The following is a 21,347-nucleotide window of genomic DNA, read 5'->3' as shown; positions in this document are numbered from 1 at the left end:
ACATAATAACTAAGTTTTATGAACAAAGACATCCCTACAGATTTATTACCTTCAGAATATGAAGTTAGCAAGCTCTAGTAATGCTGCTTTGACCCTATTTTTAATGGAAGCAACCTTATTACTCTTGTTTGGTTATTGCTGCTACTGTTGTTTCAATAATGAGCCAAAAGATATGGGGCTTGAATTAATCGGTAATCAACACGAACATGATGAATAATATTTTTTAATTATTGCATGGTTCTTAATGTCATTCCTGCGAAAGGCTTGCCTACGTGGCTCGAAAATAGTCATTGCGAGGAAATTATGAAATAATTGATGAAGCAATCTCAGGAGTTGGTTATTATTTCATGAGATTGCCATGCAGTCTACGACTGCTCGTAATGACGGGGTGGTATCCACGCAGGCAATGCCCAACCTACAATTTACTTGGATCAAAGCTAAAATTAATCTCTTTCCAATGGTTAAAGCGTGCAGAGTCAAGGTTTTCGATAGGGCTTGCCTGCCATACCGCTCTAATTGCATTATCTGCCAAAGCTTCACAAACACTAGCCGGAATATTAGGACAGATTTTTTTGTTAACCTTTGCCTGCTCAACATTACCTGCTTTATCTAGCGTAATACTAATAATGACTTTTACCTTATTATTACCTCTAACTCCTGCCGGTACATTACTCCAATGTCTTTCAATCTGTCTTTTTATCAAAGATGTTTCACTATCGGAAAGAGGCAGCCCATCCGTATAAACCCCTTTAGCTTCTTGTGCATTATCAGCTTTTTTTGACCTTTGATGCTTATTGGATTTTACATTATCCCCTTCTGAAGATTGCTCTAAATGCTTCAGCAAAGAATCAAGCTCATCGGTTTTAGGCTCTTTTTTCTTCACATCTTTAGGTTTCTCAGCCGGTTTCGTTTCCTCTTTCTTTTCTTCGTGCTTCTTCTTTTCTTCTGCTTGTTTTTTTTCTTCTTCTTTAGGTTTTTCTTCCTTTACTTCTTCTTTCTTCTCAGGTAACGCTTCTTTTGCTTCTTCAGACTTTGGTTCTTCTATAGGTTTTTTCTCTTCTATTTTAGGCTTTGCTTCCATTGTTTTAGCCTCAGGCTCTTTTGCTTTTTCTTCTTTAGGCAAATCTTGCGGTTCTTCTTTTGGCTTACTCTGCTCAGATTTTTTAGCGTCTTCGTTTTCTATAGGGGCTTCTTTTTGCTTTGTCTGAGTGATAATATTTGATTTATCGCTAACAGGTAACATTTCAAAAGTTATAGTTTGCTCTTCCGGTAATTTTTCAAAAAGTGACGGCATACCGAATAGAAAAAAATATAAAAGAAGTAAGTGCAGAACAATAGAGAAGCTAAGGAAAACCGTAAAATTATCCTTATTTTGATTACTTTTCATTATTTTTAATATTTGAAATAAGAGCTACACGAGAAAAGCCGGCAGCATGAATTTCGGCAACTATCTCTACTACCTGCCCATAAGAAACATTTCTATCGCCTCTTACAAAAATTCTAGCATCCTTTTTTTCTTTAGTGATATTTGCAAGCTTGTCGGTTAAATGCATTCTTTCTATTGGAATTTCAAGTAAGAAAATTTTGCCTTTATTATTGATCGTAACAACCAAAGGCTCATCCTGACCTGAAATCGGGCTTGAATTTGTCTCAGGCAAATCCACGTTTACTCCTGACACAAGCATTGGAGAAGTAATCATACAAATAATTAATAGCACAAGCATCACGTCAACAAGCGGCGTAACGTTAATTTCGCTAACTACCGCTCTTTTACTTTTTCTATTACTTCCGGCAAGCTTTATAGCCATTACATTTTCTCCTGATCAATTGCCTTAGAAAGTATAGAGTTTAACTCACTAATAAAATCTTCAATCTTATTATTGATAAGAGTAATACGGGAAATCAGATAATTATAAAAAATTACTGCCGGAATAGCTGCAAATAAGCCTATCGCAGTTGCAAGTAACGCCTCAGCAATTCCGGGAGCTACTACGGCAAGAGAAGTATTTTTTGAAGTAGCAATCGATTGGAAGCTATGCATAATCCCCCAAACGGTACCGAATAAACCTACGAAAGGAGCACTTGATCCAACAGTTGCCAAGAAGCTTAAATTTTTCTCGAGCTTTTCAACTTCCCTATTTTGAGCTAAGTACATTGCACCCGTTATACGCTCTTTATGGTTGTTTTTTAAGCCTTCAGAAAGCCCTTTAGTACTTAAGCTTTTACACTCATCCATAGCTGAGACAAAAATTAAAGCTAGCGGATTATTAACCGACCTCTTTATGCTTTCATATAATTGTTCTAATACTCCACCGGACCAAAACACATTTTCAAATGCCCGCATGCTTTTCTGCACTTGCACTAGCTTAAATATTTTATCCAAAATAATAGCCCATGACCAAATAGAGGCAATAAGCAACATCAGCATAACTGACTTACCGATAATGTCGGAGGAGCTTATTAAAGAAAAAATCGATAAATGATCTTGCGTAATGACTTCTAAACCATCGCTAATATTAGTATCTGCACTCATTGAATATATATTATTTAAATTATTCTAAAATTAAATAATATATTCATATTTTATTTTTGTCATTAGGTTATGTGAAAAATTTTAGTCATCAATTTAGTATGGCTTTTGAAAAACACTTCAGTGTCATACCGTGGCTTGACCACAGTATCCAGAAAACAACTAAAAATACTAATATTATTAGTATTTTTAACTGGATTCTGTGAATAAATCACGAGGTGACACATATTTTTAAACCATTAGTTTAATATCTCTTGACTCATGTCAATTTTTCATATAAAATGCTGCTCTTAAATTTAATCTAAAGTTGCACATAAGATTAATTCAATATTTAAAAAAACTTGAATCTATAGCTTTTGTTCCATGGCTTAATAAATACAAACAATTATTTACCTCAGATGAATTAGAAACTGAGTTGTTTGATGATATAATCATTCAAACTCACGAAAATAAAAAACATTTTAATAAAGAGTTATTTATATTATCTAATAACGTTATTGAGAGAGCAAAGAGAAGAGGTAAAGCAATCAGAAGTTGCTGTTATTTTTTCTTCGGACTATAGAGCAAATTTATATTCTATATTTACTTGGTTAACTAACTTTCAGTTAGAACAATATGCTAGATTTATATTAAATCTTCCAAAGAATTATAAGGACTATGAAGATTATTTTTTACAAGAAAAACAACAAGACAGATATTCAAAAATCAAAGCTTTTAATAATGTTCAAGATAAGAAATTCTTGGCGAGAAAATATTTCAATTTATCAAAGCACGAATAATCAAATAATTACCCATTGTTTCAAAAAAATACTTTAAAATTGCAAAAATATTTAGAATATCCTTATGAATATAATACTGCAATTGATAAATCTGAATTTCTAGGTTCTGTAGATAGCTATTATAATTATTCTTGTGATAATATATAAAAATTATATATTAATAAAACAATCATTTATTAATAAAATTAATATGCTGAAATCAGAAAATATACAAAAATCCGATAAAGCTCCTAAAGTTATAAGTAAAGACACTTTTTGTAGACCTTATGGCCTTCCATCTTATTCTATTTACTATATGGATGACGGCACAACTATATATCGTGAATCTGAATCACCTTATTATTATGATAAAGTTAAAATGATAGGTCATGATACCGGATATTTTCATAAATATTTTACTGGATTTGGGTTTGAATAGACATTACTTAGAAAGAATTGCTTTGTGAGTTAATTGAGCCTCTCGATGTCATTCCTAGCTAAAGCAGGAATCCAGTAATAAAAAGTTCATACACTGTAAGTTTTTAATAATAATTCTATGTAAAATTTTAAACCTTTCCTATCACATTGTAGCAGTTCTTAAGCCCAACTAATACTAAATTATATTCATGAACAATGCAGAACCTTCAATTACTTTTAAGCTTGATATTATCACGGTTTATAACACCCTCAATATATTATCAGAAAGTAACATAAGAAATTTTAGAAAAAACTTTTCCGGTCTTGATGTAGTAGAAATGGATAAAAACTTTTCATCTATACCAACTGTTGGTGCCGCTATAGAAGTAATGCATTATATCAGTAAGTAGCAAGAAAGTTACAGAAATTAAGCATTCACTAATACATAAATTAATGCCTAATTATCCATATGAAAGTTACACAAATCATGAATTGTTGAAAAATTATGAAATAATACCAGGCTTTTTTGAATATCAATTAGATGGTGAACTCATAAAATGGATGCCGGATAAAATCATTTCTATACCACCTGATACGCTAACCAAAATTCAAATAATGAGTCTTGCCTTTCAATGTAGTATATTAAATAGACACAATGAAGCTGCTAAAGAGATATTTAAATGTATAATTGCAGCAATAAATCTATATTTTAATTACTTTGCAAAAGAAGTTGAACAATATAGCAAATGTGCAGAATATCTACTCCCCGTACTAAAGCTTATTGAACCGGAATCTAAGCTTAAAATTACCCAAGCACTAGTACCGTATATAAAATCCAACTTAGATTTGTCAGGTCAATTCTCTGATTTATTAATGGAAAATAAAAATTTTGAAGGGGTCAAAGCTTTACTTGAAGAATCTATTTTTTCGTTAAATACTCACACTGAAAATCAGGTTTTAGCCCAGTGGTATTATAGAACAGGGCGTGTTTATGAAGAAACCGGGAACTATGATATGTCCACTAAATGTTATGAACATGCTTTTGTGCTTCTACCTACACATCCAACAGCAGCCTATCATTTATGGTCTAATTATAGAATACAAGGCAAATGTGATAAAACTAATGACTTAATACAATATGTGCCGGTAGAATATATACAATACATTCTAGAAATGTTAACTAATCCATATGAAATTTCTTATAAGACGTTAGATATAATAAAACAAATACCTTAGTTCTTTTCTATTCATCAATATATGATGGCTGTGAATACATGGCTTTTTATAACAGCATTTCCAATAAAAAAATTAACAAAAACCAGCAATCAATATTAACCGCAAAACTAAAAGCAATTAGTGATACCCCAAACAACATACTTCTAGCATTCTCACTTGCCCTATGTAGTAAGCAATTTAAAACGGCTTCTGATCTTTTAAATAAGATACCTGAGCATCAAATAAATTTGTATGAAAAGGCTATTATAAAACTTCGAAGTTACGTGGACCCAAATTATACGTTACCTCAAAATAATACTCTAACATCCAATGAAAAAACAGAGGTTCTTAACGCCGTTAATACCGGTTTAATAGCAGATAACGAGACTAAATTAACTTCTGAAAAATCTAAAAAGATTTTCCAAAATGTTGAAAATGCTCTGCAAAATGATTCTTGCAATGAAAACACTTTAGAAATTGGAGTAGTTACCGCCTTATTAAATAATAACCTAAAAAAGTACAAGAATATGCAAGTAAATGAAGTCAACAAAACAAGAAGGGATTATTGCAAGCTATTCCCCCGATAATAAGCCAATAGAAAACTTAGAACAATTAACCCTTCAATATTATACAAAAAAAATCCATCAATATTATCAACTAAAAAAGAAACATGAATTTTATCTAGCCACTCACAAAATTACCAACTTCAATAATAATTCTTGGAATATTCCTAAAGAAGGTCAAATTAAAATTGATAATCAGGAAGTAACAAAAGGTACGGATAAATTTCTTGGCAAATATAGAGGATTTGATTGTTACGGTACAATAAAAAAATCTATAACACCTTTGATAAAAGTAAAGTTACCTCTTTTGTTTCTGCTTTAAAAAAAGGAATAATATATCACAAACACGGAGTAACCGAAGTTAAACTTATTAAAGAAAATGCTTTTAAAGCTAAGTGGGACTGTGATGACTGATTATTTACGAATATATTATATTTTAATGAACAAGGGTTATTATTAAATGTTGATGAGTATGGTAACCATGCTGAAATAAAAAAGTTTATTAGCGGTCATCATTTGGAGTTTTATAATGTGGAGTGATTAACTTTAAGATTCTGCTTTGTTGTATGACTCGATTTTTATTGTCATTGCGAGGAAATTGCATAGCAATTGACGAAGCAATCTCAGGATATTTGACGAGATTGCTACGCAGCCTATGGCTGCTCGCAATGACGATATCTATATTTCATGAGCAATACCTAAAACTTAGGATAATTTTGTAGTAGAGCTTAAATAATCGTTGCCGTATTTCTCAATATAATCATCATAAAGATTGTTGATTTTAATTTACCTTTAAAATCAACAATCTTTTTCCTATGGGAAAGAGCAATAATTCCGATCGTACGTTACTAATATTACCGTACCATCAAAATCAATTAGCGATTTTTTAAGAGCTTCTCTTGACTCTATATCAAGATGGTTTGTCGGTTCGTCGAGTAGTAAAATATCGGGATTATTAAATAGACTTTGTACGAGTAATACACGAAGTTTATAACCTTCTGACAACGCAGAAAGCGGCTCATAATGGTATTTTTTGGCTATTCCAAGACCTACAAGCAAGCTAGCTGCAAAAATTCCAGCAGTATAACCGTCATTAAAGAAACTGATCTTGTTTTAAACAACCTATTTTGGAGTTTTTTGGTATGTTAATCTCACCGAAAGCTGGCTCTTCTTCCTTAGTTAAGACTTTGAAAAAAGTTGTTTGACCTGCTCCGTTGGCACCTACTACACCATATCGTTTATTGTTTTTAATATGCAAATTTACATCGGTAAATAGTATTTCTTGTACCATAACTCATGGCTAAATCGTTTATAATAATCATATTTTTAGATGTCGTGGTTAAATGGTGTTATTGTATAGACACCTAATCGCCATTGTGAACAACTGCAGATCTTGTTGCATGGCTCGTTTTATATCATTCCAGCGAAGGCGTTGTTGCATAGATACCGCCCTGTCATTGCGAGCAGTCGTAGACTGCGTGACAGTCCAAAACAATAATAAAAAAATTCTGTAAATCAGAATTTTTACTGGATTGCTTCGTCAAAACTTACAGTTTTCCTTGCAATGACGACCTTCAGTATCCACACAACAAGACCTATGCAGGCATAACATAAGAGCCATGCGGGCAATGCCGAGCTTGTGGCAAGAGTCATAAATGCTTATTACTTAAAGTTAGTTTTGATGGATACCATGGAAGGTTCACGGTATAACAATAAAAAATCTTATTTCTTCAATAGCTCAAGAGCTTTTGCAAAATCTACTATATATTCTTCTGCTTTTTTTAAGTCTTTAATTTTTAAGTTATTATTCGCCTGCTCTTCGTCACCTATAAAAATAATAAATTGAGCATTTTCATTAAAAATGCGTTGCATTCTTTTAGCTATTTTACCTAGAGATTCTATGATAATAGCAATATTTTCTGTTCGCAATTTATCTACAATTTCTAAAGCATAGCAAATATTATTTTTGCCTATAGGTAATACAAATACCGGCTTAACTTCAGATATATTATATTCCCGCATTAAAGCAATTCGCTCAATACCGGCAGCAAAACCGATAGCCGGCACATCATCGTTATTACCCATGATTTTAGCAAGCCCTCATAACGTCCACCAGCTAGAATAGTAGATTGGCTCCCTAACTTTTTTGTAGTGAATTCAAAAGCAGTATGGCAATAATAATCAAGCCCTCTAACCAAGCGTGGATTTATGCTATATTTCACACCTAAAATATCTAGATACTGTATTAACTCCTCAAAATATTCTTTGGATTCATCAGTGTAATATTCAGATAAAACCGGTGCGTTTGCTATTATTTTCTGATCAGTCTCACTTTTAGAATCAAGTATCCGCATTGGATTTTTGGATAACCTTATTTTGCTTTCTTCTGATAATTGATCTTTAAAATCATTTAGATATTCTACTAATTTTTGCTGATAAACGCTTCTTGATTCATTACATCCAAGAGAGTTAAGCTCTAAGGTAGTATCCTGCTCTATTTCGAGTGCTTTTAATATATCAACGGCTAACTTCAAAGTATCAGCATCAGTAATTGCTCCTTTAGCACCGATATACTCATAATTTAGTTGGTGAAATTGTCTTTGACGCCCTGCTTGCGGTCTATCATAACGAAAAACAGGACCGGTAGAGAAAAACTTTAATGGTAATTTATGTTGTAATCTGTTTGAGATGAGGCTTCTTATAATACATGCTGTAAATTCAGGTCGTAATGCTACGAAATCATTGCTTTTATCTAAAAAACTATAGATTTCTTTGCTGATTACGTCAGAGCTTTCACCCATCGAACGGTTAAAGACTTTAGTATACTCCACAATAGGAGTACTCATTTGTTTATAGCCGTACAATACTCCAACATCTCTTGCTTTGTTAATTATATAGTCGTGAACTTTATAATCATCCGGCAAGAGATCTTTCATTCCTCGGAGTGGTTGCAGCTTTTCAGTCATTTGGTTAATTTTGTTTTGTTGCGCGGATACTACTAACTCGTCATTGCAAGGAGAGGCAAAGCCTTGACTTGAAAATCTCAGGAATTTTGTACTACTTCATGAGATTGCCATGCTCTCTACGTTCGCTCGCAATGACGGATATCCCCCTCTTAATTCTGCTCTTTTTGCATAAAAAACGATCTTATAATATATAAAACAAATATTGTAATAAACCAATATATTAATGCACGACCTGCGGTTAATAGATTAAATTCACCGTCATATATTTGAATAAATAGTAAATATGCACAAGCAATTAAAATAAACGGTACGATAATAAATACTAAAGGACATCTAAAAGGTCTTTGAGCATCAGGTAGCGTGACCCTAAATAATACCACTATTATTGTAACGGTTATATAATCAATAAGAGCTCCCATTGAAGTTAATTGCGTTAATAATTCCGTAGAACAAAATCCTCCAAGGATAGCGGCTAAAGAAGCAAATATTATAATCGTAATATACGGACTATCATATTTTGGGTGCAGCTTTGCAAAACTTTTCGGTAGTAAACCGTCACGTGCAATAGCATAAAAAATACGAGAAGTACCGTAAATATTCATCATCAACACCGTCATCATACCGCAAACTGCTCCGGTTGCAACAATAGCAGAGCCGATCTTGCTATTATTGATAGTTAAAGCATAAGCAAGCGGTTGATCGTTATTTAACTGATCAAAAGGTGCAATACCGGTAACAAGCCCTGCCATTGTTACATAAACTATAGTAGTTAGAACAAGTGAGCCAATAATACCGATCATTATATCGCGTTTTGGGTTTTTACACTCCTCAGCTGCGGTTGCAATCGTTCCAAAACCCGTAAAAGCTAAGAATAAAATAGACGCACCTACTAAAACATTACTAAAACCGAAAGGCATAAAATTACTCCAGTTAGTAGCATCAAAATGAGGGGCAGCAGCGAGTATAAATACAAATATTGCAGTCATTTTTATGAAAACTAAAATTGCATTTAGTCTCTTACTATCTTTAGTACCTAAATATAAAATAAATCCAATAAATCCCGAGATTAAAAATGCCGGTAAATTTATTATACCTCCGTTTGTCGGTACAGTAGTTAATTCTTTCGGTAAATTGATTCCACCTGCTGCTAGTATTCCTTGTACGTAGCCCGACCAGCCTGCAGCTACTATTCCTGCAGCAACACCAAGTTCTAATATTATAACACTACCGATCATCCAAGCAAATACTTCGCCAAATGCTACATAGGAATAAGTGTAAATACTTCCTGATGTCGGAAGCATTGCAGCAAGTTCAGTATAAACAAGCGCTACAAAGATACAGGTAATACCTGCAATCGCATAAGATAACATTACCGCAGGTCCTGAATATTTAGCAGCAATTATACCGGTAACGACGAATACGCCTGTGCCGATCATCGCACCAAGACCCAGTAATATTAAATCGAATGCTCCAAGTGTCTTGCTAAGACCGCTTGAACTGCCTATCTCTTTTACTGATTCAAAACTTTTCTTCCTTAAAAAACTCATTAGTTTCTCCTGTTTTAGTGAGCTTATTTTTTTGTGAATTGTGTCTCATTGCGAGCGACTAAAAGGAGCGTGGCAATCTCAGGAGGTCTAACTAGATTGCCACGTCGCTTCGCTCCTCGCAATGACACAATTACCTTATCTCTCTAGTAATCCATCCGCCGCCAAGTACTCTTTCACCGGCATAAATAACGCATGCTTGCCCAGGGGCAACGGCTTTTTCTTCGCATAAAAATTTTACTTTCATTTTATCATCACCGAGTTTACTTATTTCGGCTAGACGCGGCGGTCTTGTCGAGCGAATTTTAACTGCTACTTCTAACTTTTCGTTATCTTTAATCTCATCTGCAAGCCAATTCACATCTCTAATGATAAATTCCTGCACGTTTAATGCGGACTCCGGTCCTACATATACTATATTGTCCTTAGGATCAATCTTTACTACATATAAAGGCTCATTATAAGCTATACCAAGACCACGACGTTGCCCTATGGTGTAGTTAATTATACCGCTATGCTCTCCTAGCTCAAACCCGTTTACATGAATAATTTTACCGCTTTCACTGCTATTTGGACGTATTTTATTTATTACACTCTTATAATTTCCGTCAGGTATGAAACAAATATCTTGGCTGTCGGGCTTATCCGCTACCTCAAGCCCAAATTTACTAGCAAGCTTTCGTGTTTCATCCTTAGTAAGCCCTCCTAGAGGGAAACGTAAATATTCTAATTGCTCTTTAGTTGTCGTAAATAAAAAATAACTTTGATCTTTTGCTGGATCAAGCCCTGTATGTAATTCCGCTCCGTTATCACCGTTTATTTTTCGTACGTAATGACCGGTAGCAAGCTTATCTGCTCCAAGCTCTCTAGCCGTTTTAATTAGATCCCTGAACTTTACCGATTTATTGCATTGCACACATGGAAGCGGTGTTTCACCTTGTAAATAGCTATCGACGAAATTATCTATTACCGACTCTTTAAATTTGCTCTCATAATCAAGTACGTAATGGGGAATACCTAGCTTATTTGCTACCATTTTAGCATCGTAAATATCCTGACCGGCACAACAGGCATTTTTCTTCCCTACTGCCATACCGTGATCATATAGCTGCAAGGTAATACCTATAACATTATGTCCTTGTTCATGCAGCATTGCGGCAACCGCCGAACTATCAACCCCGCCTGACATTGCGACAACTATAGTAGACTGCTTATCCCCTAAATTAATCATATCAACCTTAAACAAACAGCAAATTATACTAAATTTATAATTAAATTACAACACTATCTTTTAATATATTAAAATGCTATAATTGGCGTTGTCTAATAATTATCGATTTCGTCATTGCAAGCAGCCCTAGGCTGCGTGGCAATCTCATGAAATAATAACAAACTCCTGAGATTGCTTCGTCAATACTTCGTATTTCCTCGCAATGACGCTTTACTAATCCACCTGGGAATGACAAAATGCTTCAAATAATGCAAAAAAATTATATGTTATTTAAAATATTATACAAAACAGTTATTATATTAGTTCTAATTTATTTCATACTGATTATTTTAGAATATGCACGTCAAGGTTTTCTTAATGACTTATCGTTACAAAAAGTAGATTTATCTATTCAGAATTCCATAAAAGAACCAATTTATTTAGTTTCTTATGCCGACGGTCTGGAGTATGTTTATCGTAATCAAAATGCAACCACTCATTATGCAATTAATAAAGGTATAGACTTCATATTTAACTATAAGAAAAAGCACATAAATCAAGCGTTTATAGAAAAAAACCAAGAAATTTTTAATGAACCTGCAGGAGCGGGGCTATGGTTATGGAAGCCTTATATTATACTTGAAACAATGAAAAATGCACCAAAAGGAGCTATTATAGTATATTTAGATTCAGCATTTGTTATTAAAAAACATATCAGTAATTTAACAAATCTTTTAGGCGATAATGATATATTACTGGTACATGATCGCAATCGTAAAAACGGTAGTTTTGTTAAAGGCGAAACCTTTGCTTTAATGGATTGCCTTACAGACGAATGCAGAAATGACGATCACATTTGGAGTGCCGTTATTATTGTACGTAATACCAAGCTTTCTCGTTCTTTCATTGAAAAATGGCTAAAAAGTTGTGAAGATATTAGAATTCTTTCAGGTAAAAATTATAATATCCATCCTAATTACGATGAATATAAATGGCATCATTCCGATCAATCGGTACTGAGCCTTATATATCATAAAAATCCACAATCGGTTAAAGTAATAGAATATGAAAAAACAACACCTTCTTTATCTTGGTTCCACCGTAAATATTCAAATAGCTCACCGTTAAAACCTTGGTATAGCATATACGGTATAGATCCTATAATTAATTTTAATACTAACGGCAAAGTTTTACCTGCTACCTCTCTTATAAATACTCCGGCGATTGTTAGACTTCGTAAATGGGTTGTCGAGTATATTCAATGAGCCGGTGTTGTTGCATAATTCCAAAGCCGTCATTACGAGCGAACGTAGAGAGCGTGGCAATCTCATGAAATAATAACAAACTCCTGAGATTGCTTCGTCAATTACTTACGTAATTTCCTCGCAATGACGACATCTCTCGTACTTTAAAAAAACTATAAGATAAAGTAAGTACTTTAATGTCTTGCATTTCAGGATCAAGCTCAAAATCCTTATCTATATAAAATGTAACCGGCATTAAGACTCTTTCGCCGGCTTTTAATAATTGTTCTTCAAAACAAAAACAATGAATTTTTACGAAATATTTTCCTGCTTTATTTGGAGTAACATTATATACGGAAGTACCTATTATATCGTTATCGCTTAGATTCTCCGTTTCATAGAACACTAGAGTATTCTGCCCCGGAACAATTTGCACTCTTTGCTGCCTTGGAATAAACCGCCAAGGTAAATCTTTACCAACATTAGCATCAAACTCGATAATTATAGGTTTAGTGCCTTTTACCTTAGAATATACACTCACCGTTTCTTTTGCAGTAGTGCCGCCATATCCTGTAACTTTACAAAATAAATTATAGATAGGTACGGAAGCAAAACTGAGTAACACCATACTAATTATTAATCCCAGCAAGGAAAAAGCTAAATTTTTATTGGATTTTTTAGACATTATTTGATTTTATTTAAAAATACTCTAGAAAAAGTTTATTTTAGATCATATATGTGTTAGTATAAAAAAAATAGTTTTTAAGGTTAGTATGACTAATAATATTAATGCATTAGCAATTTCTAGCGAATCAGGATTTTATAGCTACTTACAGAAAATCAATAAAATTCCTTCACTTACGCAAGAAGAAGAATTGTTATTAGCAAAATCCTATTTAGAAGGGAATGATCTACAAGCTGCACATAAATTAGTAACAAGCCATCTTAAACTTGTTGCAAAAATTGCAAGCGGCTATAGGACTTACGGTCTTCCTATGACCGAATTGGTTTCAGAAGGTAATATAGGTTTAATGCAGGCAGTAAAAAAATTCAATCCCGAACTTGGTTTTCGCCTATCAACATATGCGATGTGGTGGATTAAAGCAGCCATACAAGAATATATATTAAAATCTTGGTCATTAGTAAAGATGGGAACAACGGCCGCACAAAAAAAATTATTTTTTAGTCTTAATAAAGTTAAGCATAAAATTACTAATTTATACTCAAGGGCTATTACTACCGATGATTTTGTACAAATAGCAGATGAGCTAGGCGTTTCGGTTAATGAAGTTTCTGAAATGAATACTAGAATTTCAGGTCCTGATTTATCGTTAAATAACTCTATAAATAGTGACGATGCAGAATCCGGAGAATTAATAGAACTATTACCGGAAACACGCCCTACTCCTGAAACTATGGCTATTAATAAGCAAAATTCTACCAGTAAAAGGCAGTTACTATCAAATGCTATGAAGATTTTAAACGACAGGGAACTGCGTATTTTAACAGAACGTAAATTAACGGATACTCCTAAAACTCTAGATATTCTAAGCAATGAGTATAATATTTCTAAGGAACGTATTAGACAAATAGAAAATACGGCTTTTGAAAAAATAAAGAAGTTTATTTTAAACCATAGTAGAGAAGCAGCTTAAGCCTTATTGGACTGTCATCCCGTGGCTTGACCACAGGATCCAAAAACAACTAATAGTATTTTTACTGGATACCGCGATTAAGTCACGGTATGACAACGGAAAAACGATCCACCCAACAATGCTTTCGTAGAAATGACATTAGTTCAGTACACCTGACCATTCTGGATCAGAAGCATCTGCCGGTGTCATAATTTCTCTTTCATTATGACCTGTTAGATCAATTGCAAAAATTTTGTTTTTTCCCGGAGCTTTAGCGCTCGACGGCCAACCTTTAGCAAACATAATAACTCGTCCGTTAGGCGACCAACAAGGACTTTCAACTAAATATCCGCTTGTTATTATCCTTTCACTATTCTCATCATCTTGAGGACATGCTTTCATAATTCCGATATTAAAAGTTTTTCCTCCGTCTCCTTTAGTAATCTTAGTAAATGCTATATAGTCTCCTCTAGGCGACCAGCTAGGAGCTGCGTAAGAACCACCGCCAAAACTAATACGCTGAACGTCACTTCCGTCTGAATTCATGATATATAATTGAGGCACACCGTTTCTATCGGAATTATATACAATTTTTTTACCGTCCGGTGAATAGCTAGGAGAGGTATTAATACCGAATCCGTCAGTTAATTTATGAAGCCGTTTAGTAGCAAGGTCGATTTCATAAATATGCGTCGAGCCGTTTTTAGCTATCGACATTACAGCTTTTCTACCGTCTGGTGAGAATCTAGGAGCAAAAGATATACCGGGAAAATCACCTACTACACTTTCTTTGCCTGTTTTTAAATCTTTTTCATAAACAAGTACTCTTCTTTTAGTAGCATATGAAACATAAAGAATCTTATCCGCCGAACGAGCAAATCTTGGGGTTAAGACTAGTGACTTTCCATTGGTAAGGTATTTATTATTAGCCCCGTCATAATCCATCAAAGCAATTCTTTTTATTTTCGGTAAAGAGCTGCTTTCTGATACATACACTATTTTAGTGTCAAAATAACCGGCATCACCGGTAATTTTTTCATAAATTTTATCGGCAATTTTATGTGCTGCTCTTCTCCATAGATTTTTCGGTACTTCAAGCATTTCACCGGCGAGCTGTTTTTCAAGCAACGTATCCCATAATATAAAGCTAACTTTAAATTTACCGCTTTCTAGTTTTTTAACTTCACCGTTTACTAAAAGACTAGCATTAATTTGACGCCATGCAGCAAAAAGCGGTTTATATTCTATTCCTGTCTTCTCTTCTATAAAAGAGGCAGCAGAAATAGGACGGAATAACCCCGAAAGCTTTAAATCATTAGAGATAACTTTAACCATATCGTGACCTAATACATCAGCGGCAGAATTATCGGCATCAAATTTATTGACCGCTATAGGTGTTGGGTCAGCTCGCCCATGCTCAATGTTTATTGTTTCAAGTGCATAGCTGGTAACGCTAAATAATAGTGATAATATAAAATATATAATATTTCTCACTTAAAATACTCCTTTTTATCAAATTCCGTTATGGTTGTTGTATGTCATTCCTGCTTTCGCAGGAATGACATATATTACCCAAAAATCTTCATCAGTTCTTCCCATTCTCTCTTAGTCATATCACTAGTTTCATGGGTAACTTTTTCACCGTTTATCATTCTTTTAATTACATCCAAACCTTTACGTGAAATGTTTGCTCCCTGCAAACGATATTCTTCAAACGCTTCGTAAACAAAAGGAACCCAAGCTTTGACTATCTCAAGCATCTTTTCAGCATAAACTCTAATTTCATATTGAGCGTGAGGGTCGGCTCGCAATCTTAAAAAATGAAGTAAATTATGTAAATTAATCTTCCAATACCATTCCGTATAATAATTTAAAGTTAAATTCATACGAGCAAGCTCTCTTGCTATCCCTGTGGCGTTCTCATCTATAATATTACCCTCTTCATCGGCATTCATCAGTTCCTTATAATGCCCGTAGCACTGTCTAGCATCTTCCTCTAAAATTGCAAGGACCTTTTCAGCCACTTCTTTCGGTAAGCTATCCCCTTCCCTACATTGTTTATTTACAGCAGATTGGGAAGCAATATTTGCCGGTTCAGGTAGATAAAATTCATTACCTAAAATAGAATACCTTGCCGAATATTCGTTAACGCTAGCTGTTCTATGCCTAATCCATTGCCTTGCAATAAATATCGGTAGTTTAATATGGAACTTGATATCACACATCTCAAAAGGAGTGGTATGATAATGACGAAGCAAGTAGTTTATCAGCCCTTTATCTTGGTTTAATTGCTTCGTACCCTTACCGTAAGAAACACGAGCTGCTTGTACTATAGCACTATCATCCCCCATATAGTCGATCACTCTAATAAAGCCGTAATCTAACACTTTTATAGGCTCATATAAGATTTCTTCAAGTGCCGGGACTGTTACTCTTTTTGTGGTGTTATGCATTCTATTTATCCTTTATGTTTTTCTTTAAATTAACCTTTCCGATGTCATTACTGCGTTGTTGCATGGCTCGTTTTATGTCATTTCCGCTTTCGTGGGAATGACATAAAGTTATGGAAAATAACTATATAAATTCTTACCGTTTCTTTTTAGCCATAATTTTGCCGGTTGGTATTCGGGATATATATCCTCAACTAGCTCCCAAAAATTTTTACTATGGTTCATTTCTTTTAAATGTGCCATTTCATGAGCTACTAAATATTTCAGTACTTCAAAGGGGGCAAAAACTACCCGCCAATTAAAAACAAGATTCCCTTTGCTACAACAACTCCCCCAACGGCTAACATTTTCCATTATTCTAATATTGGAATAAGTCAAATTATGTTTTTTAGATATATTCTCTACTATTATTTTTATTTCTGCTAATAATTTCTTTTTAAGGAATACTTCTATACTAAGTTTTTTTAGTACCTGACTACAACAATACACTTCTAACGTAGAATCATTTAATTTTATCTGATTTTTAGACGAATCAATATGTATTATTTCATAAGATTTACCCAAAATAGAAATCTTATCTTCATCTTTTGGTATCGCAGTTACATTACGACGTAATTTTTGCCTAACCCAATATTCTTGACTTAACAAAAAATTATAACCTTTTTCGGCTTTTACCTTAAGAGGTAATACAAGCTCTGCACCTTTAGACGTAATGCGGATGGCTATATCTTTAGCTTTGCTACTCCTTCTTACTATAACATTTTGAGGTTCACCATATTTGGTAAGAGTAATAACATCTTCCATTTAAAATTCTATATACTTATTAGGATCAACTGCTATTTTATTTTTACGCATAGCAAAATATAATTTATGTTCTACATGTCCGATAACACTATTTCTAGCAATTTTATCACCTTTTTTCAGTAATAAATCATCTAAACTCGCATATGCTACTTCTAGATCGTCTTTATCTAATTTAACTATTACTAAATTACCGAATTGCTTATTATAACCTGAATATATTACCGTTCCTGCAGCTATCGATTTAACTTCACTATATTCTTTAGCTACAATATCTATCCCTTTACTTTTACCGGCTTTAAACTCGGTAATAATTACCCCATTTAACGGTTTTACAAAGTTTAATTGTTCTATCGATTCTTCATCTTCGTCTTCATTCCGAGACATAGGAATCTCAATATCATCATTATCATCTTCTATAATTTTTGCCTTTGGCTCTTCGAGTCTACCGCTAACTTTTTCTGACGTGGGATTGTCTTCCATAGTTCTTTGAACTATCATACCCTCATCGTAATCTAGTGCGGTAGAATTATTATTTGCAGTAACATCTCCTACTTTATACTCAATTGGAGCCGGTGGCTGATCAACACAAGCAACTAAACAAAAACATATAACGATACTAAGTACAACAGGATATTTCATATATTTAACAAAACTATTATTTACATTAGAAAACAAATCTTACATAGTATATAATTTTTATCATTATTTTCCATCAAAAAGTTAACTATGAAAACTTATAATATTGTCATAGCTAGTGATCATTCAGGTTATGAGCTTAAGTCTGAAATTATCAATTATTTAGAGCAGAAATCTCTAAAGATTTATGACTGCGGAACAAATAATACACAAACCGTTGATTATCCTGATTATGCTAAGAAAGTAGTAGATATTATTATTGAAAAATCAGCACCTATCGGTATTTTAATTAGTGATACGGGGATTGGTATGTCTATAGCTGCGAATCGTAGCTCGGAAATAAGAGCCGCTTTGTGCAACAATATATTAACTGCCGAAAATGCTAAAGCTCATAATGACGCTAATATCTTGATACTCGGAGCAAAAACCATAGACCAAAAAATAGTATATGATATTATAGATAAGTTTTTAACTACCCAATTTGAAGGCGGCAGACATAGCACCCGCCTATCAAAGATAAAATAGTTGTATAAACTGTTAAACATTGTTATTATCCGTCATTGCGAGGAGAGGCAAAGCCTCGACGTGGCAATCTCAGGCATGTTTTGCACTATTTCATAAGATTGCTACGCTCCTTGCAGTCGCTCGCAATGACGATTCGGTATCCATGCAATAAAGCCAAACTATAATATAAATTATGCTGCTTAATATGAATCTTCAAGAGTTGAAACAAAAATATAATTACGATGTTGCAACGAAAATGATGCAGCAATATCTAGACATTAAATTTGCTCATTTAGATTGTTTACTACTATTTAGAATGGGTGATTTTTATGAAATGTTCTATGAAGATGCAATTCTAGCAAGCAATGTACTTGGCATTGCTTTAACAAAGCGGGGCAAAAACGGCGAAGAAGAAATTGCGATGTGCGGGGTACCTTATCATGCCCTTGAGAATTATTTAACTAAGTTAATTGAAGCAAATTATAAGGTTGCTATTTGTGATCAACTAGAAACACCTGAAGAAGCAAAGAATAGAGGCGGTTATAAAGCGGTCGTTACTAGGGATGTTACACGTATTATAACTCCGGGAACTATAATTGAAGAAAATTTGATTGCTTCAGCCGAACCTAATTATTTAGCAAGTCTCGTAATACCGAAAAATAAAGAAACAGCTAGCCTTTGTTATGTTGATCTTTCTACTTCCGAAATTGTTGTAGTTAATGTACCGGAAACGGAAATTCTTAATGAGCTGGCTCGTTTAAAACCTCGTGAAATTCTGCTTAGCGAAAATCTGAGATCTTCTAATCTTGCGGATAGTATTTTCAAACAATTAAATTTTCGTATTACCTATCAAGTTGATAGTTTTTTTGCGATTAATAAATGCGAAAAAATCATTTTAGATTTTTATAAAATGAAAGATATTAAAGGAATCGGCGAGATATCTAGTAGTCAAATTTGTGCCATAGGTAGCGTTTTAGAATATTTATCGTTAACGCAAAAACAAAATATTCCTCATTTGCCAATCCCTAGAATTATCAAATTTCATAGCTATATGACTATTGATTTCTCTACTAGACGCAACCTTGAAATTGTCACAAACTCACAAGGCGGCTCGCAAGGAAGTTTATTAAGCACCCTTAATCATACGGTTACTAAACAAGGTGGGCGTTTACTATATAATTTTCTTTCAAGTCCTTTAACCAACATTGCTAAAATAAATCATCGTTTAAATATTACCGAGTTCTTTTATTCCAACTTAGAAATAGTAAAAAAAATTAGAGAACTTCTAAAAAAAACTAGTGATATAGAACGCTGCTTAACACGTATTACGATGAACAGAAGTTCAGGTCGTGATTTACTTAGCATTAAATATACTTTAGAAACGGCAACGATTATTAAAGGAGTATTCTTTGACGCTTACGGTTTTAATTTACCTGATTTTATCGAAAAAATTATTAAACCTCTATCAGGTGATGCAGAATTATATAATTTAATAGACGAAACAATACGAGAAGATGCACCGAATAATTTAAATGACGGAGGTATAATAAAACATGAATATCATCCGAAAGTAGCCCAATTACATGATTTAATTAATAACGGAAAATTATATATTGAAAAGCTAAAAGATCAATATCGCAAAGAAACGGGAATAGACAGTTTAAAAATATCTCATAATAATGTTATAGGGCTTTTTATCGATATCACCGCTAAAAATGTTAATAAAATCCTTGATCCCAAATTTATTCACCGTCAAACAACGGTTAATCATGTTCGTTACACTACTGCTGAACTACAAAAGCTTGAAAGTGAGTTAGTCAATGCTAAAACCTTAGTAATAAGCTTAGAAAAAGAATTATATGCGGATATTTGTAGCCAAGTAATCGAAAAAGCTTCCTATTTACGAATGCTTGCAAGCTCCTTAAGCGGGCTTGACGTATTTTGTAATTTTGCTTACATCGCTGATGAATATGATTATGTTAAGCCTGAGTTTACCGATGATTTAAGCTTTGATATCGTTAAAGGACGGCATCCTGTAGTAGAGAAAGCACTACAGCGAGAAAGCAAAAGCTTTGTATATAATGATTGTAATTTATCAGAGCTTGAGCGTATTTGGTTAATTACCGGTCCTAATATGGCAGGTAAAAGTACTTTTTTACGTCAAAACGCCATTATTGCAATCATTGCTCAAATAGGTTCGTTTGTGCCGGCAAAAAGTGCTAAAATAGGGGTAGTCGACAAAATATTTAGCCGAATAGGTGCTGCCGATGACTTAATTAAGGGACAATCGACCTTTATGGCAGAGATGCTTGAAACCTCGGCAATTCTTGCTCAATCTACAAAAAACTCACTAATCATACTTGATGAGGTAGGTAGAGGCACATCCACTTATGACGGGGTATCTATAGCATGGTCGGTGCTTGAATATATTCATGATAAACTGAAATGTCGCTGTTTATTTGCAACGCACTATCATGAGCTAACCGTTATGAGTAATTTCCTGCCGGCTTTGCAAAATTATACTATTGCTATTGAGGAGTCAGGTAAAGATATTCTATTTTTACATAATATTATATCAGGTGCTGCCGATAGGTCCTACGGTCTTCATGTTGCGGCTCTTGCCGGTCTTCCTGCGAGTGTTATAAACAGAGCTGAGCAGATTCTGCTTAAATTTGAAAAAACTTCTACAGGTAAAGGAAAAAATATTTTATCAACGGAATCAAATAATTTGAGTTTGTTTTATCTTGAACCTAATAAAACTACTATAAGCAGCAAATTAGATAAAAAATTCAGCACTATCGATCCTGATAAACTATCCCCTAAAGAAGCACTTGAGTTAATTTATGAGTTAAAGAAGTTGGTTTGATGCGAG

The 21,347-nt window shown here is 33.7% G+C and carries 21 protein-coding genes and 3 pseudogenes; 11 read left to right on the top strand and 13 right to left on the bottom strand.

Features of this window, described 5'->3' with window-relative positions; genetic code table 11:
- The first annotated feature begins 18 nt into the window (after window positions 1-18).
- Window positions 19-217 (top strand): annotated as a pseudogene (locus ACSFFC_RS04710) (hypothetical protein).
- 198 nt (window positions 218-415) lie between these two features.
- On the opposite strand, the gene tolA reads toward ACSFFC_RS04710, so the two are convergent.
- The 3 genes from tolA to tolQ are packed head-to-tail and all read right to left on the bottom strand — an operon-like array spanning window position 416 to window position 2,533.
- Complete coding sequence (tolA, locus tag ACSFFC_RS04705) at window positions 416-1,387, bottom strand: cell envelope integrity protein TolA (protein ID WP_014410551.1); 972 nt, start codon at window positions 1,385-1,387, stop codon at window positions 416-418.
- On the bottom strand, window positions 1,377-1,808 hold the full coding sequence (locus tag ACSFFC_RS04700) for an ExbD/TolR family protein (protein ID WP_014410550.1): 432 nt from the start codon (window positions 1,806-1,808) through the stop codon (window positions 1,377-1,379). The genes tolA and ACSFFC_RS04700 overlap by 11 nt, the downstream gene beginning before the upstream one ends.
- Window positions 1,808-2,533 (bottom strand): protein TolQ, encoded by a 726-nt coding sequence (gene tolQ / locus ACSFFC_RS04695; protein WP_004996137.1) that lies wholly within the window; start codon window positions 2,531-2,533, stop codon window positions 1,808-1,810. Before tolQ ends, ACSFFC_RS04700 begins: the two co-directional genes overlap by 1 nt.
- Before the next feature lie 494 nt (window positions 2,534-3,027).
- Here tolQ and ACSFFC_RS04690 point away from each other — a divergent pair, with 494 nt between their 5' ends.
- The 6 genes and pseudogenes from ACSFFC_RS04690 to ACSFFC_RS04665 all read left to right on the top strand — a co-directional run bounded on the left by ACSFFC_RS04690 (window position 3,028) and on the right by ACSFFC_RS04665 (window position 5,897).
- Window positions 3,028-3,309: a hypothetical protein gene (locus tag ACSFFC_RS04690; protein ID WP_155813498.1), complete on the top strand. Its 282-nt coding sequence runs from the start codon at window positions 3,028-3,030 to the stop codon at window positions 3,307-3,309.
- Between the two features lie 133 nt (window positions 3,310-3,442).
- A complete protein-coding gene (locus ACSFFC_RS04685; protein ID WP_014410549.1) occupies window positions 3,443-3,727 on the top strand; it encodes a hypothetical protein in 285 nt (94 codons plus the stop codon).
- A gap of 187 nt (window positions 3,728-3,914) precedes the next feature.
- On the top strand, window positions 3,915-4,115 hold the full coding sequence (locus ACSFFC_RS04680) for a hypothetical protein (protein WP_045798660.1): 201 nt from the start codon (window positions 3,915-3,917) through the stop codon (window positions 4,113-4,115).
- Window positions 4,116-4,158: 43 nt separating this feature from the next.
- Window positions 4,159-4,941, top strand: coding sequence for a tetratricopeptide repeat protein (locus ACSFFC_RS04675; protein WP_231282982.1), 783 nt, complete (start codon window positions 4,159-4,161; stop codon window positions 4,939-4,941).
- Between the two features lie 38 nt (window positions 4,942-4,979).
- Window positions 4,980-5,507 carry a hypothetical protein gene (locus ACSFFC_RS04670; protein ID WP_014410548.1) on the top strand — a complete coding sequence of 176 codons (528 nt, stop codon included), beginning with the start codon at window positions 4,980-4,982 and terminating at the stop codon, window positions 5,505-5,507.
- A pseudogene (locus ACSFFC_RS04665) lies at window positions 5,458-5,897 on the top strand (hypothetical protein). The gene ACSFFC_RS04670 and the pseudogene ACSFFC_RS04665 overlap by 50 nt, the downstream one beginning before the upstream one ends.
- A 399-nt stretch (window positions 5,898-6,296) precedes the next feature.
- Here ACSFFC_RS04665 and ACSFFC_RS04660 read toward each other — a convergent pair.
- The 5 genes and pseudogenes from ACSFFC_RS04660 to mnmA form a co-directional block, all read right to left on the bottom strand.
- Window positions 6,297-6,542 carry an ATP-binding cassette domain-containing protein gene (locus tag ACSFFC_RS04660; protein ID WP_014410546.1) on the bottom strand — a complete coding sequence of 82 codons (246 nt, stop codon included), beginning with the start codon at window positions 6,540-6,542 and terminating at the stop codon, window positions 6,297-6,299.
- A 34-nt stretch (window positions 6,543-6,576) separates the two neighbouring features.
- The gene (locus tag ACSFFC_RS04655; protein WP_004996141.1) at window positions 6,577-6,774 is read right to left on the bottom strand and encodes an ATP-binding cassette domain-containing protein; all 198 of its coding nucleotides are present in this window, start codon (window positions 6,772-6,774) and stop codon (window positions 6,577-6,579) included.
- A 431-nt stretch (window positions 6,775-7,205) separates the two neighbouring features.
- Window positions 7,206-8,449, bottom strand: a pseudogene (gene hisS / locus ACSFFC_RS04650) (histidine--tRNA ligase).
- Between the two features lie 149 nt (window positions 8,450-8,598).
- Window positions 8,599-9,996, bottom strand: coding sequence for an amino acid permease (locus tag ACSFFC_RS04645; protein WP_004996146.1), 1,398 nt, complete (start codon window positions 9,994-9,996; stop codon window positions 8,599-8,601).
- Window positions 9,997-10,126: 130 nt separating this feature from the next.
- Window positions 10,127-11,224, bottom strand: a complete 1,098-nt coding sequence (mnmA, locus tag ACSFFC_RS04640; protein ID WP_014410544.1) for a tRNA 2-thiouridine(34) synthase MnmA — start codon at window positions 11,222-11,224, stop codon at window positions 10,127-10,129.
- Between the two features lie 263 nt (window positions 11,225-11,487).
- Between mnmA and ACSFFC_RS04635 the strand changes: the two genes are divergently transcribed.
- Complete coding sequence (locus ACSFFC_RS04635) at window positions 11,488-12,468, top strand: hypothetical protein (RefSeq protein ID WP_014410543.1); 981 nt, start codon at window positions 11,488-11,490, stop codon at window positions 12,466-12,468.
- A 97-nt stretch (window positions 12,469-12,565) separates the two neighbouring features.
- On the opposite strand, the gene ACSFFC_RS04630 is transcribed toward ACSFFC_RS04635, so the two are convergent.
- Window positions 12,566-13,132 (bottom strand): cytochrome c oxidase assembly protein, encoded by a 567-nt coding sequence (locus tag ACSFFC_RS04630; protein WP_014410542.1) that lies wholly within the window; start codon window positions 13,130-13,132, stop codon window positions 12,566-12,568.
- An 88-nt stretch (window positions 13,133-13,220) separates the two neighbouring features.
- Here ACSFFC_RS04630 and rpoH point away from each other — a divergent pair, with 88 nt between their 5' ends.
- Entirely contained in the window at window positions 13,221-14,102 is an 882-nt protein-coding gene (gene rpoH, locus ACSFFC_RS04625) for an RNA polymerase sigma factor RpoH (protein WP_014410541.1), read from the top strand.
- Between the two features lie 138 nt (window positions 14,103-14,240).
- Here the strand turns inward: rpoH and tolB are convergent, their stop codons facing one another.
- The 4 genes from tolB to ACSFFC_RS04605 all read right to left on the bottom strand — a co-directional run bounded on the left by tolB (window position 14,241) and on the right by ACSFFC_RS04605 (window position 18,010).
- Window positions 14,241-15,575 (bottom strand): Tol-Pal system beta propeller repeat protein TolB, encoded by a 1,335-nt coding sequence (gene tolB, locus ACSFFC_RS04620; protein ID WP_014410540.1) that lies wholly within the window; start codon window positions 15,573-15,575, stop codon window positions 14,241-14,243.
- A 74-nt stretch (window positions 15,576-15,649) separates the two neighbouring features.
- The gene (gene thyX / locus ACSFFC_RS04615; protein WP_004996155.1) at window positions 15,650-16,534 is read right to left on the bottom strand and encodes an FAD-dependent thymidylate synthase; all 885 of its coding nucleotides are present in this window, start codon (window positions 16,532-16,534) and stop codon (window positions 15,650-15,652) included.
- A gap of 108 nt (window positions 16,535-16,642) precedes the next feature.
- Window positions 16,643-17,335, bottom strand: coding sequence for a M48 family metallopeptidase (locus tag ACSFFC_RS04610; protein ID WP_014410539.1), 693 nt, complete (start codon window positions 17,333-17,335; stop codon window positions 16,643-16,645).
- Window positions 17,336-18,010 (bottom strand): murein hydrolase activator EnvC family protein, encoded by a 675-nt coding sequence (locus ACSFFC_RS04605; protein WP_014410538.1) that lies wholly within the window; start codon window positions 18,008-18,010, stop codon window positions 17,336-17,338.
- A gap of 51 nt (window positions 18,011-18,061) precedes the next feature.
- Between ACSFFC_RS04605 and rpiB the strand changes: the two genes are divergently transcribed.
- Window positions 18,062-18,496: a ribose 5-phosphate isomerase B gene (gene rpiB / locus ACSFFC_RS04600; protein ID WP_014410537.1), complete on the top strand. Its 435-nt coding sequence runs from the start codon at window positions 18,062-18,064 to the stop codon at window positions 18,494-18,496.
- Window positions 18,497-18,680: 184 nt separating this feature from the next.
- The gene (gene mutS / locus ACSFFC_RS04595) at window positions 18,681-21,341 is read left to right on the top strand and encodes a DNA mismatch repair protein MutS (protein ID WP_041472269.1); all 2,661 of its coding nucleotides are present in this window, start codon (window positions 18,681-18,683) and stop codon (window positions 21,339-21,341) included.
- Window positions 21,342-21,347 lie beyond the last annotated feature (6 nt).

Source organism: Rickettsia parkeri (assembly GCF_051427245.1).
In the GTDB taxonomy this organism is placed as follows: Bacteria; Pseudomonadota; Alphaproteobacteria; order Rickettsiales; family Rickettsiaceae; genus Rickettsia; species Rickettsia rickettsii.
This window is presented reverse-complemented; position numbering and strand designations above follow the sequence as displayed.